Here is a 14,123-nt window from a genome sequence, read left to right as displayed (position 1 = left end):
ATGGGTAAGATTCATGGAACTCATTTTCAAGAGAGACCGCAGACCGACCGCATGCGCCCGGGGTCTTGGGTAAGGTACAAGCGATCACCGTATGAGACTGGCCTACACCGAATTTAACCACAAGAAGAGAGACTTTGAGCTTCGCTCAAAGCTCCCGATATGAGGAGGAAATACCAAGTGTCCGATGCATATAAAAAAGCCGGAGTCGATATCGCGGCCGGCAACGAAGCGGTAGAGCGCATGAAAAAACACGTTAAAACGACGTTCCGTCCCGAGGTGCTTACCGATCTTGGCGGCTTCGGCGCGCTGTTCGGCTTGAACAAGGACAAATACGAGGAGCCTGTGCTCGTCTCCGGAACCGACGGTGTCGGCACGAAGCTGAAAATCGCGTTCGCGATGGATAAGCACGATACGATCGGCATCGACGCCGTCGCTATGTGCGTGAACGATATTGTGGTGCAGGGCGCGGAGCCGCTGTTCTTCCTCGATTATTTGGCTTGCGACAAAGTCGTGCCGGAGAAGATCGAAGCGATCATCAAGGGCATCAGCGACGGCTGTGTGCAATCGGGCTGCGCGCTGATCGGCGGCGAAACGGCGGAAATGCCGGGCATGTACAGCGAAGGCGAATACGATATCGCCGGCTTTACCGTCGGCATCGTTGACAAGAAGAAGATCATTGACGGCTCCACGATTCGTCCGGGCGACGTTGTGCTCGGTCTGGCCTCCAGCGGCGTGCACAGCAATGGGTTCTCGCTCGTCCGCAAGCTGCTGCTTGAGGAAAAAGGCTACGGCCTGCACGACCACATCGACGCCCTCGGCGCACGTCTGGGCGACGTGCTGCTTGCACCGACGAAGCTGTATGTGAAGCCGGTGCTTGCCGTTCTGGAGCAGGTGGGAATCAAGGGAATGGCGCACATTACGGGCGGCGGTTTCCTTGAGAATATTCCGCGCGTGCTTCCGGACAGCGTCAACGCTCAAATCGACTACGGCTCTTGGCCGATTCTGCCGATCTTCGAGCTGATGCAGCGTGAAGGCGGCATCAGCAACAACGACATGTTCCGTACGTTCAACATGGGCATCGGGATGGTCGTCGTTGTAGCCGAGGAAGACGCGGCGAAGGCTGTCGAGCTGTTCGCACAGCAGGGCGAGAAGGCATATACGCTTGGCCGCATTACCGACGGAGAGCGCATCGTCACGTTTAACGGGGCGGTTGTATGACAACGAAGCCGCTGCGCATCGCCGTTTTTGCTTCCGGGAGCGGGAGCAACTTCCAGGCGATCGTAAATGCAGTACAGGAAGGACGGCTCGATGCGCGCATCGAGCTGCTTGTCTGCGACCGGCCGCAAGCCGAAGTGGTCGAACGTGCTCAGAAAGCCGGCGTGCCGGCCCATACGTTCAAACCGAAAGACTATGCTTCCCGCGAAGCGTATGAGCAAGAAATATTGGCGCTGCTGCAGGAAAAGGGAGTCGAGCTCGTCGTGCTGGCCGGTTACATGCGGATCATCACGAGCGTGCTAGTCGATGCGTATTGGGGACGTATGATCAACATTCATCCGTCGCTGCTGCCTTCCTTCCCCGGTCTTCACGCCGTTCGCCAGGCACTTGAGCATGGCGTGAAAATCACCGGCGTCACCGTTCATCTGGTGGACGGCGGCCTCGACAGCGGGCCGGTCCTCGCCCAGCGCGCCGTCAACGTGGAGCCGGACGATACGGAGCAATCGTTAAGCGAAAAAATACATCCGATCGAACATGTGCTGTACCCGCAAGTCATTCAAGCCATTGCCGAAGGCGCAATCGACCTGAAGCAAGCGGCTCAACCTAAAACGAAAGATGGGATGATCGTACAATGAGCCAGACTGCGAACCAAACGAACGTCATCGAGCTTCGTTACGGCATGAACCCGCATCAAAAGCAAGCCAAACTGTGGAGCGACGGCCCGCTGCCGATCAAAGTGCTGAACGGCGATCCAGGGTTCATCAATCTGCTTGACGCGCTTAACGGCTTCCAGCTTGCGCGCGAGCTGCGCCGCGCAACCGGACTGCCGGCGGCCGCATCGTTCAAGCACGTCAGCCCCGCAGGAGCCGCTGTAGCCGCGCCGTTGACGCCGGAGCTGAAGAAAGCTTACTTCGTGGAAGGGCTCGAGTTGTCGCCGCTGGCGACCGCTTACGCGCGGGCAAGAGGCGCCGACCGTATGTCTTCGTTTGGCGACGCCGCGGCGCTCAGCGATGTCGTTGACGCTTCGACGGCGCAGCTGCTGAAGCGCGAAGTATCCGATCTGGTCGTGGCGCCGGGGTATACGGACGAAGCGCTGGAGATTTTGAAGGCGAAGAAGAACGGCGGATACCTTATTCTGCAAATCGACCCGGACTACGTAGCGGACCCGGTCGAAACCCGCACTCTGTTCGGCCTGTCTTTTCAGCAGGAGCGCAATGATGCGGTTATCGACGCCAGCGCGCTGGAGAAAATCGTCACCGAAAACAAAGAACTGCCGGATAATGCGAAGCGGGATATGCTCATCGCACTCGTCACGCTGAAATATACGCAATCCAACTCCATCTGCTATACGCTCGACGGACAGACGATCGGCATCGGCGCCGGTCAACAGTCCCGCATTCACTGTACGCGTCTGGCCGGCGACAAAGCCGACCGCTGGTTCCTTCGCCAGCATCCGGCCGCGCTCGGTATGAAGTTCCGTCAAGGCTTGTCCCGCGCGGAGCAAAACAATGCCATCGATTTGTGGCTCGAAGAGGAGCTTACACCGGTGGAGCAAGCGGCATGGGAAGCCTGCTTCGACGAAGTGCCGGCCAAGCTGACTCGCGAGCAGAAGCACGACTGGCTGAGCAAGCTGCAAGGCGTTTCCTATGGCTCGGATGCGTTTCTGCCGTTCCGGGACAACCTGGACCGCGCCAGCCGCAGCGGCGTCAAATATGTTGTCCAGGCGGGCAGCTCCATGCGCGACGAGGAAGTCGTCCAAGCCGCGAACGATTACGGCATGGTGATGGTGTATTCCGGCGTGCGTTTGTTCCATCACTAACGTTGCAACTGATACACTATGCATCGCAAGTGTCAGTTGTCAACATAATTCGAGGGGGAGACAACCTGTGACGACGAGAGCCGCGCAAGCGGAACAATATTTGAACAGCCTGCAGGATAACGTATATCCGGGACGCGGCATCATTATCGGCTTAACGCCGGATGGCACGCGCCTCGTGCAAGTGTATTGGATTATGGGCCGGAGCGAGAACAGCCGCAACCGGGTATTCATTGAGGAAGCGAACGGCTTCCTGCGCACGGAAGCAAAAGACCCGGCCAAGCTGACGGACCCGTCCTTAATTATTTATTATCCGGTGAAGCATGTGAACGGCGCCCATATCGTAACGAATGGCGATCAGACCGACACGATTCATGAAGCGCTGCAAGCCGGCGGTTCATTCGAGTCGGCGCTGGCGACCCGGACGTATGAGCCGGACGCACCGAACTTTACGCCGCGCATCAGCGGCATTGTCGACCTGCGCGATGAGCAGTTTGCGTACAAGCTGTCGATCTTGAAGTCGAGCGCCAACACCGAGGATCAGACGCTGCGTCACACGTATTCGTACGAGAAGGCGCTGCCCGGCCTCGGACATTGCATCCACACGTATGCGGGAGATGGAAACCCGCTGCCGTCGTTTCAAGGCGAGCCGGCGCTCGTGCCGCTGTTCGACGATGCGCGGCAAATCGCGGATACGTACTGGAACGCGCTGAACGATGAGAATAAAATTGCGCTGCTGGTCAAAACGATCCGTCTGACCGACGGGGCGGCAGAGCTGCTTGTCGTAAACAAGGATTAGGGGGAGCTGAACAAGTGCGGATATTGGTTGTAGGCGGCGGCGGCCGCGAGCATGCGATTTGCTGGGCATTGCGCAAAAGCCCGAAGGTCCAGGAGCTGTACTGCGCGCCGGGCAACGGCGGCATTGCATCGGTCGCGGAATGTGTGCCGATTCAGGTGAATCAATTCGAAGAGATCGCGCAGTTCGCGCTCGATCATACGATCGATCTGGTCGTCATCGGTCCGGATGACCCGTTGTCGGAAGGCATCGTCGATCATCTGGAGGGCAAGAACATTACCGTATTCGGCCCACGTCAAAATGCGGCGATCATCGAAGGCAGCAAAGTGTTCACGAAGCAGCTGCTGAAAAAATACAATATCCCTACGGCCGCTTACGAGTCGTTCGAGAGTTACGACGAGGCTGTTGCGTATTTGCGCAAGCAGCAGGCGCCGATCGTCATTAAAGCGGACGGGCTTGCCGCGGGCAAAGGCGTCGTCGTCGCCCAGACGCTCGAAGAGGCGGAACAAGCGCTGCATGAGATCATGGTAGCGAAGGTTTTCGGCGATTCCGGCAATCAGGTTGTCATCGAGGAATTTTTGACGGGACAGGAAATGTCGATTCTCTCCTTCGTCGACGGCGAGACGGTATGCCCGATGGTGCCTGCGCAGGACCACAAGGCCGTGTTCGACGGCGACAAAGGACCGAATACCGGCGGCATGGGCACGTACACACCGCTGCCGCATATTCCGCAATCGGTGATCGAGGAATCGATCGAAACGATCATCAAGCCAACGGCGAAAGCAATGGTCGCGGAAGGCCGGCCGTTCCGTGGCGTGCTGTTCGCTGGTCTCATGCTCACGCCGAACGGACCGAAAACGATCGAGTTCAATGCTCGCTTCGGCGACCCGGAAACGCAGGTTGTGCTGCCGCGGCTGAAGACCGATCTGCTCGATATTTTCCTTGCCGCTGTTAACGGACGGCTTGATCAAATGAACATCGAGTGGAGCGACGAGGCGGCCGTATGCGTCATTCTCGCGTCCGAAGGCTATCCGGGTCCCTACCCGAAAGGACTGCCGATCGAAGGGCTCGACCAGGTGCAGGACGCCATCGTCTTCCACGCCGGTACGGCTGTAAAGGACGGCGCTATCGTCACGAACGGCGGTCGCGTGCTCGGCGTTACCGCGCTGGGCAAAGACATCGCGGAAGCGCGGGCTAAGGCGTATGCGGAGGCGGACCGTATTCGTTTTCAAGGGAAGCATTACCGCTCGGATATCGCCAAAAAAGCGCTTGTATAGCGTGACATAGGCAAACATTGCTGTTATAAGCGCAAGCCAAGCAGGCAGGGAGGAACGTTTCGTTCCTCTCCCGCCTGCTTTTTTGTTTGCGGCAAGCGGGGTTATTTGCGCCCGCTGCCTTTGATCACGATTTTATCCCAATTCTTATATACGATGTAGATGGCGAGAAGCGCGCCGATCACAAGAATGGCGGAAAGTCCGTAGTGTTCGAGGAACCGTTGTAGATGATCCATAGCAGCGAATGCCTCCAGTCTCCTGTCGTTGCTAGCTAGCATTCCCTGCGTTGCAGTTATTATTACCCAATGGTTCGCCGATCGCTTCCAAAGTCTATCAGATGAGCTGGCAAAACTACACGAAGCAGGGAAGTAACGGACAGGATAATGGAGTATATATATCCATATTATGGTATCATTTGGTTGTGGCGTGATGTAATTGAATAGGATCACTTTTTTATTGATCGGTTTGCGTACTATGGTAGGAACCGAATGGAGTTGTAAAAATTGGATGCGGGGAGTCGTGTAGATGAAGAAATTACAGTTTGAACATTATTTGAATATTGAACATACACAAGCAAAGCATTTGTTTAATACGGCTTATCCCTGGGTGGTGATTCGCGATTTAAAGAACCGATTTCATGAAGTTGTACAATCTTTAGGGACGGAATACAACGAAATGGAAAAGGGGATATGGGTCCATTCAACTGCGAAAATCGATAAGACCGTGAATATTGTAGGGCCTTGTATTGTTGGTGCAAACGCACATCTAAGACATTGTGCGTACATCAGGGAGAACGTAATTATCGGTAGTGATGCAGTTGTGGGCAACTCAACTGAATTGAAAAATGCAATTTTGTTTGATAAAGTACAAGCGCCGCACTTTAACTATGTTGGTGATTCCATCATGGGATACAAATCGCATATGGGAGCAGGCGCTATCCTATCTAATATGAAGTCTAACAAAACGGAAGTGTCGATCAAGTTGTCCCCCGAAGAAACCATTGCTACGGGTTTGATGAAGTTCGGCGCGATTGTTGGTGACGAAGTTGAAATCGGATGCAATGCGGTGGTAAACCCGGGCACTATTATAGGCAGGGGTTCGATGATATATCCGCTAAGTAACCCAAGAGGCGTAATTCCAGAAGGTGTGATATATAAACAGGATGGAACAAAAGTGCCTATTCGTAAAGAAGATTGAACTCATAGTACGATGGTAACGATAGCCTATTAAACTAAAATGCGGCCGCCGGCGTGGACCGGAAGCCGCGTTACGGTAAAAGGCTATTACAAATCGTGACAACGATCCCGTCAACATTCTCAACAGAGGTAACTAAAGACGGTTGCTGTCTAATGCTGACTGAATTGCAGAACGCTTCTTAAAAACGATGATCAAAACGTTTATTAAACTACTTAATATGTAAGCTAAAACGTATATGATCCAGACAAATACTAAATTTAATGCATCGGTGAATATGAAAAGCGATACCACGGATGCAACTGCAAATAAAATAAATCCCAATCCAAGCGATTGTATTATTAAAGTGGATCGATTATGAATTTTCATAACTTTATAAATCACATAACCTATCGATATGGATAGTGCCAGTACTAACATACTCCCAAATAAAAAGCCTTCTAAATCGATTTTCAACACCCCCTCAGCATGATTTTAACTATTCTGACAGGCTTTGTATAGTACTAGAGTCGTGATAGCGCATCAGATTCGTCGCGGCAGTTGCAAGAAGCAGGATAAAGCTGCAGGAATTGAAATTGAATAACCCAAGCTAATTAGAATGCGACACAATTCGAATCGGTCATTATATTGTAAAATATATGCAACATTTCTATCGTGTGGATCGTCTATTGATGTGGATATTTACTAAAATTTCCAATTAAATATACATTTAGGAGGTAAAATCAATGAACATGAAATCATGGTCAAAGAAATGGTTGATGACAGCATCGGTTGCTTTAGCAGTGAGTACGCTATTGATTCAGCCCCCGCAAACTGCTCGTGCAACCACCGGTGGCGAGCCGAAGATTGCGCAGGCGGCGAATCTTTTGGCTCTTGACGATCAAGGGAATGTGTGGATTCCAGCTATGCATACCATTACGGTCAAAGACAACTTCTATTCTAAACCGATGGTAAAGGCTAAAGACCTGGATCGATATGTAAGCATATCTTCGAGCAATATGCAATTTGGCTTGAAAGCGGATGGGACCGTATGGACGATCGAAGAAGACACTTCAGACGAGGAACGGATGAACATTAGCCAACAGGTACCCTCCATGAGGGAAGAGCAATTCCCTGTCCTGAAGCATATTGAGCATATTGTTAAGGCTGAAGAGTTAGGAGCTATGATAGGCATTGCTCTTGATGCCACCGGTAAGGTTTGGACCTTCGGGGCGATTCCCCGCTGGCTTAGGGACAGTCCGACTTTCAACTTTAATCCCGAGACTTCTGTTGTGAACGGAATTGACCATGTAAAGGATTTTGCCTTCGGATCGAAGGGGATTACTTTTTTGAAAGATGATGGAACGGTATGGTATATCGACACAGGTAATCGAGGTGGTGTTGATAATATAGATATATTCAATAACATCCGTACTGCACCGGCTGTACAAATCAAAGAATTGCACGATATCGTACAGATTCGGAGAGATTCCGCACTAAGTAAAGACGGTTCCTTCTGGATCTGGGGCTATGGTAAGTTAGCCAATGGAAAAGACTACGACCACTGGCGGAATCCACAAAGTGCTGAACCTGCTAAGGTGGAGAAAATTACAGACATTGTGGACTGGGGCAATACCGGTGATCATGCGCTTTTCGTAAAGAAAGACGGTACCGTTTGGCAGTGGGGATCTTTCGTCACGAAAGTGGAGGCACTTGGTAAACAACCGCCTACGGAATGGAGAGAGTTTAGCCGGGTGGCCGGTTTGACCGATGTCGTCTCCGTAACTACCAATGACAGTTATAGCGTGGGCGCCGATTATGGCTCTTTGGAATCGGCCATTAAGAAAGATGGAACACTTTGGAGATGGGGGATCAATCCATCCTTGCAAATTGACCCAACGCCGATGCAGGTCGAATTCAGAAAATAGTTTTTTAAAAATCAATCTAATTTAGGAAAATAATTGGAAATTAAATTTCAATAACATATCCATGACGATATGAATAGCGCGGAGCTGCTCCCACTGGACAGCTCCTTTTGACGTTCATTAAAGTAACGGACAGGATCCATTGAAAATCATTACTTAGCATTTTTCGGGTTGCATGAATTTGGGATATTTGGTTTACTTTAGCTTGTAAGAATCATATGAAGGCGATGAGAATAAAAAGAGTCTGTCCCAAAAGTAAGATTCAAAAAGTGGGCGAGACGCTAAATAATTCATCATCAGATACGGTGGCAGCCTGCCATCGCAAAAAGAGGGTGTGGAGTTGGATATTTTTGCATTCCTGTACGTCACTCGCGGTGAGCCTTACCAATCGGGCACCTGCGTGAATCTGAGCATGGATGAAACTTGGGTCGGCCGGATATCCAATCATTTGAATCCGGATATGGCCTTTACGAACGCATTTATTTCCCATCAGCATTTCGTTATCCGCAAGGAGCAAGAAAAGGCGGTGATCTACGATTTGGGAAGCCGTAACGGAACCGAGATCAACGGGTTACGATTGACACCGCACACTCCGTATCCCTTGAACAATTTTGATATCATTAAGCTTGCCGAAGGGGCGGCTGTCCTCCACTTTTCTTATGTTTTTGCCGAACAAACCCTTGAAATCCAACCTCTCAGCATTAGCAGACAGCTGGAGATCCGGGAGCTGCCACCCACGGTTCGTTGGGAGAAAATAGTAGGATTAGCTTCATAGAGGAATTATCGAATGTTTTCATAATTAATTGCTGGATAGTTTTGAACGGGAGTGATGAAGCTGTATATTTCAGACTTTGATTACGACAACCTTCCTCGAAATCATATTGATTCGATATTGTTTAATAATGTAGCTGATGACGGGAATATCGGCGATATCATTTTTGTATTTGGAAGCAAAAAAAGTTTAAAGTACAGGGTTCCTAAAGCAATTCAACTATACAAGGAGAAGCGAGCGCCCAAAATTTTGTTTTCTGGCGGGGTAAAGTGGGACGATCAACATGATGTAGAAGCAAAAGTGATGGGTGAAGAAGCCAGAAGACAAGGAGTTTCAGAAGAGGATATCTTGGTTGAACCGTTATCGACAAATACACGAGATAATGTATTGTTTTCTTCTAAAATATTGGAGGATAGCATCGGGTTAGCAACAGTTCGGCGAATTTTAATCGTTACAACGACATACCACATGCGGCGTGCTTTTATGACCATGAAGACATATTTGCCTGATTCAATCACTTATACATTTTGTCCAGTTGATGACCAGAACACAAAAAGAGAAAATTGGTTCCTCAATGAAAAAGGAACAGCGAGAGCAAGAGAAGAGTGTAAAAAAATTATCATTTACACAAGAAACGGGCAGCTGAGGGATTTTGACATTGAGGTGAACTCCCTCGAAATGATTCAATTTCCTTACCCAAACTTATGAATTCGCGGGATTTCATCCGGGGACGTTCATTAATTCAAAAAACCAGCGGTAGTCTAGGTTCCATTCCAAGACGGCCACTGGTTTTTATATTGTGTCAGCCTCATTTTAGGTAGTGGAACCAGCACACACCAAAAAACCGCCATATCCCTCAATACGAGAGGGGAGGCGGTTGAATGAACTACTATGCGGGCAATGGCCTAGATTGCAGCGGCTTTGCTTACGACCGAAGCGGCTGGCGCCTGAACTGGCGTTTTGCCTTTGCCGTAAGGCACGACCATCGGTGTAAAGAACAGCGGGTCTTCAATGACCCGGCATTCCAGATCGAATACTTCGCGGATCAGCTTCTCCGTTACGACATCGCTCGGCGGGCCTTCGGACCACACTTTGCGATCTTTGACCGCGACAATGTTATGCGCATAGCGGCAAGCCAGATTGATGTCGTGAAGCACCATGACGATCGTGCGGTTCTCGTGAACGTTCAGCTCATGCAGCAGATCGAGTACTTCGATCTGGTGAGCCAAGTCGAGGTAGGTCGTAGGCTCATCGAGCAGAATCGTCGGCGTCTCCTGCGCCAGCGTCATGGCGATCCAGGCGCGCTGCCGCTGCCCGCCGGAGAGCGAATCGACGGAGCGCTCCGCAAGATCGGTCATATGGGTCAGCTCCAGCGCTTTGCGGACCATCCGCTCATCTTTCTCGGACCACTGTTGCAGCCAGTTCTGATAAGGATAACGGCCCTGCTTAACCAGTTGAAGCACCGTGAGGCCTTCCGGGGCCGATGGACCCTGCGGCAAAATTGCAAGCCGACGCGCAACATCTTTGGTGGAGAGAGACGAAATATCGCTGCCGTCCAAAATGATTTCCCCGCTGTGAGGCTTCAGCAGCCGGGCGAGCGACCGCAGCAGCGTCGACTTGCCGCAGCCGTTGCTGCCGATGAACACGGTCACCTTTCCTTGAGGAATGCAGAGGTTGAGCTCTTGAAATATCGTCGTTTCTCCGTAACGGAGGCATAATCCGTTGGAACGGATCGAGTGGCAGTCTGCGCATTGCAAATTCATGTGGAAGTCCTCCCCGGTTCAAATAGGCTGTAGACAAATGACAAATGATTACGTCCGATTTCGGCTGCGATACAGCAAGTAAACGAAGAACGGCGCGCCGATCGCCGCGGTGAAGACCCCGGCCGGAATATCCAGCGGCGGGATCAAGGCGCGTCCGGCCAGATCGGCCAGCAGCAGCACAATGGCGCCGATCAAGGCGGAGACGGGCAGCAGCCCGCCGAAGGCGGGGCCGACCAGCTTGCGCGCCATATGAGGGGCCATCAGACTGATGAAGCCGATGGCGCCGCCGATGGCAACCGCCGCGCCGGCCAAGGCGACGCTGAGCAGCAGGAGAATCCACCGTTCCTTCTCGACTTTGCTGCCGACGCCGCGGGCTACGTCGTCGCCGAGCTCCTGGTTGTCGAGCTGCCTGGCCATCAGGAAGACGAGCGGCAGCAGGATGAGCACCCACGGCAGCAGCGGCAGCACGTCTTTTTCCCAGGAGACGCCGTATATGCTTCCGGTCATAAACGTGAGCGACTGATTGGCAAGAATGATCGGTCCCGAGATCATCATCATGTAAGACAGCGAACTGGTAGCCGCCGAGAAGCCGATGCCGATCAGCACCAGACGGAGCGGCGTGATGCCGCCCTGCTTCCAGGCGAGCAAGTAAACGATCGTCGATGCGGCGAAAGCGCCGATGATGGCGCATACCGGCAGCCAGGAAATGCTCGTCGTCTCCGAGAAAAAGAAGAAGAACGAGACGGCTCCGAGCGTTGCGCCGCCCGTCATGCCGATCGTATCGGGAGAGGCGAGCGGGTTGCGCACAACCCCTTGTAGGATCGCCCCTGCAACGGCCAGCGAGGCGCCGACCAGAATCGCAGCCACTTCCCGCGGCAGCCGCAGCGAGCGAATGATCAGGCTGCTCGTCTCCGAGCCTTTGCCGATAATGGCAAGCACGACTTCCTTCGGGCTGATAAATACGCTACCGATGCCTGTGCTGACGATGAATACAACGGCCATGATCAAGGCGAGCAGGCATGTGACGGCCAGCGTTTTGCGATTCAAAAGAAAAGAATACCGGGGACCGCGAACCGTGATGTAGCGGCTTGATTTCCGTGTCATTTTTGCTGGCCCCCCTTGCGCGCGATGTAGACGAAGAACGGAACGCCGATCAGCGCTGTCGTCACGCCGACGGGCACTTCCTTAGGCATCGCGATGAATCTCGCGCCGAGGTCAGCGCTGACAAGCAGCAGTGCGCCCAAGACGACGCAATAAGGCAGTATCCAGCGGTAGTCGCCGCCTACCAGAAACCGGGCCATGTGCGGCACGATGATGCCGACGAAGACGACAGGCCCGGCGACGGCTACCGATCCGCCGGCCAGCGCAACGATGACGACGGCGGCCAGCGCTTTAATAAGGATGGTTTTCTGGCCAAGACCTTTGGCGACGTCATCCCCAAGCGCCATTATATTAATATGAGGCGAGAGGAACATCGCGGCCACGAGGGCGACCGCCATATAAGGCAATACGGCCTGCAGCATCTCCATCGTGCGGCCGGCTACCGATCCGACGAGCCAGAACAAGACCTGATCGAACGCCTTGCCGTTGCCGAGCAGGATGCCTTGCGTCAGCGAGGAGAAGAATGCGGTTAACGCTGAGCCGGCCAGCGTGATTTTGATCGGCGTAAGGCCGTCGCGGCCGATCGAGCCGAGGAAGTATACGCCTCCCGCACTGACCGCCGCACCGGTGAATGCGATCCACGTGAACGCCGTCAGTCCGGACATATCGAAAAAGGATACAGCGAGCACGATGGCGAACGCCGCGCCCGCGTTGACGCCGAAAATGCTGGGCGATGCCAGCGGATTGCGCGTGATCGCCTGCATCAGAGACCCGGCGACTGCAAGGCTGCCGCCGACGATTGCGGCGATGAGTGCGCGCGGAACACGAGATGTTTGAATAATAAGATGACTGTTCGATCCGTCAAATGCAGTGTAGGACGACAGAACGGTGCTCCAAGAATAATTCGTAACACCGAGCATGACGCTGCCCGCCATGGCGACGAGAAGCAGCAGGATCGCCGCGAACAAACCTGTCCATTTGAGGGAGCGGGAGTGCAAAACACTTTGCATGAGAGATAAACCTGCTTCCACGACTTAGTTGATCTGTATGTTCACAACTAATTGTAGGGGAACGGTATCCGGGTGTCAATGAATTTGATAATCATTATCACATAATGGTTGACAACGTTCATAAGAGCCATTACGATATCAAAGGGATTGATAATCATTTTCAATAGCAGCGCGATGCTTGGGCAAGAAATGAGTTCGTTCGATGCCCGATCGCGGCTGGACCATACATAGGAGGAATGAAGAAACAATGTACTCTCTAGCAATTCGTTGGAAGATGCCGGCTTTGCTTGCCGTCGTCATGATGTTATCCGTATGGTTGACCGCTTGCGGGTCGTCGCCAGGCGGCTCTACGCCGTCCCCAAGCAATGGCTCCGCAGCGGGGGCCGCTTCCGGAGCGTCCGAAGGGACGCGCAAAGTCAAACATGCGATGGGTGAAACCGATGTGCCGGTCAACCCGAAGAAAGTCGTTATTTTGACGAATGAAGGAACTGAAGCGCTGCTGTCGCTCGGCGTGAAGCCGGTCGGCGCGGTGAAGTCGTTTACGGGGAACCCATGGTACGACCACATTAAAGCCGATATGCAGGGCGTACAAGTACTCGGCGAAGAGTCGCAGCCGAACCTGGAGCTGATCGCTTCGCTGAAGCCGGATCTGATCATCGGGAACAAAATGCGCCAGGAGAAAGTATACGAGCAGCTCAAAGCGATCGCGCCGACCGTGTTCTCGGAGACGCTTCGCGGCGAATGGAAGACGAACTACAAGCTGTATGCCGAGGCGCTGAACAAAAAGGCGGAAGGCGATAAGGTCATCGCCGCATTCGACAAACGGATCGAGGACTTCAAGCAAAAAGCGGGCGATAAACTGAACCAAACGGTTTCCGTCGTTCGTTTCATGGCGGGCAAAACCCGTATTTACAAGCAGGATACGTTTACCGGAGTTATTTTCAGCCAAATCGGCATCAAACGCCCGGTATCGCCGAGCAAGGAAACATTCGCCGATGAAATCAACAAGGAACGTCTGCCTGAAGCGGACGCCGATATGATGTTCTACTTTACTTACGAAACGGGCGACGGTAAAGGTTCGCAGCAGGAGAAGGAATGGCTCAACGATCCGCTGTGGAAAAACTTGAAGGTCGTTAAGAACAACAAGGTGTTCAAAGTGAACGACGCGATCTGGAATACGGCCGGCGGCGTCAAAGCAGCCAACCTGATGCTGGACGAATTGTTCCAATTTTATGGAGTTAAAGCTTAACTCGATCTATCATTTATGATGTTAACAAT

General features: G+C 52.6%; 14 protein-coding genes. 10 read left to right on the top strand and 4 right to left on the bottom strand.

Going from position 1 to position 14,123, the window contains the following annotated elements; translation table 11 throughout:
- Positions 1 to 177 precede the first annotated feature (177 nt).
- From purM to purD, 5 genes are all read left to right on the top strand, one after another.
- Entirely contained in the window at positions 178 to 1,218 is a 1,041-nt protein-coding gene (purM, locus tag KXG62_RS22975; RefSeq protein ID WP_218094350.1) for a phosphoribosylformylglycinamidine cyclo-ligase, read from the top strand.
- Positions 1,215 to 1,850: a phosphoribosylglycinamide formyltransferase gene (gene purN, locus KXG62_RS22970; protein ID WP_218094349.1), complete on the top strand. Its 636-nt coding sequence runs from the start codon at positions 1,215 to 1,217 to the stop codon at positions 1,848 to 1,850. The genes purM and purN overlap by 4 nt, the downstream gene beginning before the upstream one ends.
- Positions 1,847 to 3,034, top strand: a complete 1,188-nt coding sequence (locus KXG62_RS22965; protein ID WP_218094348.1) for a phosphoribosylaminoimidazolecarboxamide formyltransferase — start codon at positions 1,847 to 1,849, stop codon at positions 3,032 to 3,034. The genes purN and KXG62_RS22965 overlap by 4 nt, the downstream gene beginning before the upstream one ends.
- Before the next feature lie 67 nt (positions 3,035 to 3,101).
- Positions 3,102 to 3,830 (top strand): IMP cyclohydrolase, encoded by a 729-nt coding sequence (locus KXG62_RS22960; protein WP_218094347.1) that lies wholly within the window; start codon positions 3,102 to 3,104, stop codon positions 3,828 to 3,830.
- 14 nt (positions 3,831 to 3,844) lie between these two features.
- Positions 3,845 to 5,104, top strand: a complete 1,260-nt coding sequence (purD, locus tag KXG62_RS22955; protein ID WP_218094346.1) for a phosphoribosylamine--glycine ligase — start codon at positions 3,845 to 3,847, stop codon at positions 5,102 to 5,104.
- 101 nt (positions 5,105 to 5,205) lie between these two features.
- Here the strand turns inward: purD and KXG62_RS34425 are convergent, their stop codons facing one another.
- Positions 5,206 to 5,337: a hypothetical protein gene (locus KXG62_RS34425; protein ID WP_281426964.1), complete on the bottom strand. Its 132-nt coding sequence runs from the start codon at positions 5,335 to 5,337 to the stop codon at positions 5,206 to 5,208.
- Between the two features lie 289 nt (positions 5,338 to 5,626).
- On the opposite strand from KXG62_RS34425, the gene KXG62_RS22950 reads away from it, so the two are divergent.
- The 4 genes from KXG62_RS22950 to KXG62_RS22935 all read left to right on the top strand — a co-directional run bounded on the left by KXG62_RS22950 (position 5,627) and on the right by KXG62_RS22935 (position 9,679).
- On the top strand, positions 5,627 to 6,298 hold the full coding sequence (locus tag KXG62_RS22950; RefSeq protein WP_218094345.1) for an LbetaH domain-containing protein: 672 nt from the start codon (positions 5,627 to 5,629) through the stop codon (positions 6,296 to 6,298).
- A 722-nt stretch (positions 6,299 to 7,020) separates the two neighbouring features.
- The gene (locus tag KXG62_RS22945) at positions 7,021 to 8,202 is read left to right on the top strand and encodes an RCC1 domain-containing protein (protein WP_218094344.1); all 1,182 of its coding nucleotides are present in this window, start codon (positions 7,021 to 7,023) and stop codon (positions 8,200 to 8,202) included.
- A 337-nt stretch (positions 8,203 to 8,539) separates the two neighbouring features.
- The gene (locus tag KXG62_RS22940; RefSeq protein WP_218094343.1) at positions 8,540 to 8,974 is read left to right on the top strand and encodes an FHA domain-containing protein; all 435 of its coding nucleotides are present in this window, start codon (positions 8,540 to 8,542) and stop codon (positions 8,972 to 8,974) included.
- A gap of 54 nt (positions 8,975 to 9,028) precedes the next feature.
- Positions 9,029 to 9,679 (top strand): YdcF family protein, encoded by a 651-nt coding sequence (locus tag KXG62_RS22935; protein WP_218094342.1) that lies wholly within the window; start codon positions 9,029 to 9,031, stop codon positions 9,677 to 9,679.
- A gap of 197 nt (positions 9,680 to 9,876) precedes the next feature.
- On the opposite strand, the gene KXG62_RS22930 is transcribed toward KXG62_RS22935, so the two are convergent.
- The 3 genes from KXG62_RS22930 to KXG62_RS22920 are packed head-to-tail and all read right to left on the bottom strand — an operon-like array spanning position 9,877 to position 12,845.
- Positions 9,877 to 10,734 carry an ABC transporter ATP-binding protein gene (locus KXG62_RS22930; RefSeq protein ID WP_218094341.1) on the bottom strand — a complete coding sequence of 286 codons (858 nt, stop codon included), beginning with the start codon at positions 10,732 to 10,734 and terminating at the stop codon, positions 9,877 to 9,879.
- A gap of 48 nt (positions 10,735 to 10,782) precedes the next feature.
- Positions 10,783 to 11,838 carry a FecCD family ABC transporter permease gene (locus KXG62_RS22925; RefSeq protein WP_218094340.1) on the bottom strand — a complete coding sequence of 352 codons (1,056 nt, stop codon included), beginning with the start codon at positions 11,836 to 11,838 and terminating at the stop codon, positions 10,783 to 10,785.
- Positions 11,835 to 12,845 (bottom strand): FecCD family ABC transporter permease, encoded by a 1,011-nt coding sequence (locus tag KXG62_RS22920; protein WP_218094339.1) that lies wholly within the window; start codon positions 12,843 to 12,845, stop codon positions 11,835 to 11,837. Before KXG62_RS22920 ends, KXG62_RS22925 begins: the two co-directional genes overlap by 4 nt.
- A gap of 247 nt (positions 12,846 to 13,092) precedes the next feature.
- Between KXG62_RS22920 and KXG62_RS22915 the strand changes: the two genes are divergently transcribed.
- The gene (locus KXG62_RS22915) at positions 13,093 to 14,094 is read left to right on the top strand and encodes an ABC transporter substrate-binding protein (RefSeq protein ID WP_218094338.1); all 1,002 of its coding nucleotides are present in this window, start codon (positions 13,093 to 13,095) and stop codon (positions 14,092 to 14,094) included.
- The last annotated feature ends 29 nt before the right edge of the window (positions 14,095 to 14,123 follow it).

The sequence above is a fragment of the Paenibacillus solanacearum genome, assembly GCF_910593845.1.
In the GTDB taxonomy this organism is placed as follows: domain Bacteria; phylum Bacillota; class Bacilli; order Paenibacillales; family NBRC-103111; genus Paenibacillus_G; species Paenibacillus_G solanacearum.
This window is presented reverse-complemented; position numbering and strand designations above follow the sequence as displayed.

Bases quoted from the DNA above. Each gene is read 5' to 3' on its own strand.
- purN (WP_218094349.1), top strand. From the start codon at position 1,215: ATGACAACGAAGCCGCTGCGCATCGCCGTTTTTGCTTCCGGGAGCGGG.
- KXG62_RS22965 (WP_218094348.1), top strand. From the start codon at position 1,847: ATGAGCCAGACTGCGAACCAAACGAACGTCATCGAGCTTCGTTACGGC.
- KXG62_RS34425 (WP_281426964.1), bottom strand. From the start codon at position 5,337: ATGGATCATCTACAACGGTTCCTCGAACACTACGGACTTTCCGCCATT.
- KXG62_RS22950 (WP_218094345.1), top strand. From the start codon at position 5,627: ATGAAGAAATTACAGTTTGAACATTATTTGAATATTGAACATACACAA.
- KXG62_RS22945 (WP_218094344.1), top strand. From the start codon at position 7,021: ATGAACATGAAATCATGGTCAAAGAAATGGTTGATGACAGCATCGGTT.
- KXG62_RS22935 (WP_218094342.1), top strand. From the start codon at position 9,029: ATGAAGCTGTATATTTCAGACTTTGATTACGACAACCTTCCTCGAAAT.
- KXG62_RS22930 (WP_218094341.1), bottom strand. From the start codon at position 10,734: ATGAATTTGCAATGCGCAGACTGCCACTCGATCCGTTCCAACGGATTA.
- KXG62_RS22925 (WP_218094340.1), bottom strand. From the start codon at position 11,838: ATGACACGGAAATCAAGCCGCTACATCACGGTTCGCGGTCCCCGGTAT.
- KXG62_RS22920 (WP_218094339.1), bottom strand. From the start codon at position 12,845: ATGCAAAGTGTTTTGCACTCCCGCTCCCTCAAATGGACAGGTTTGTTC.
- KXG62_RS22915 (WP_218094338.1), top strand. From the start codon at position 13,093: ATGTACTCTCTAGCAATTCGTTGGAAGATGCCGGCTTTGCTTGCCGTC.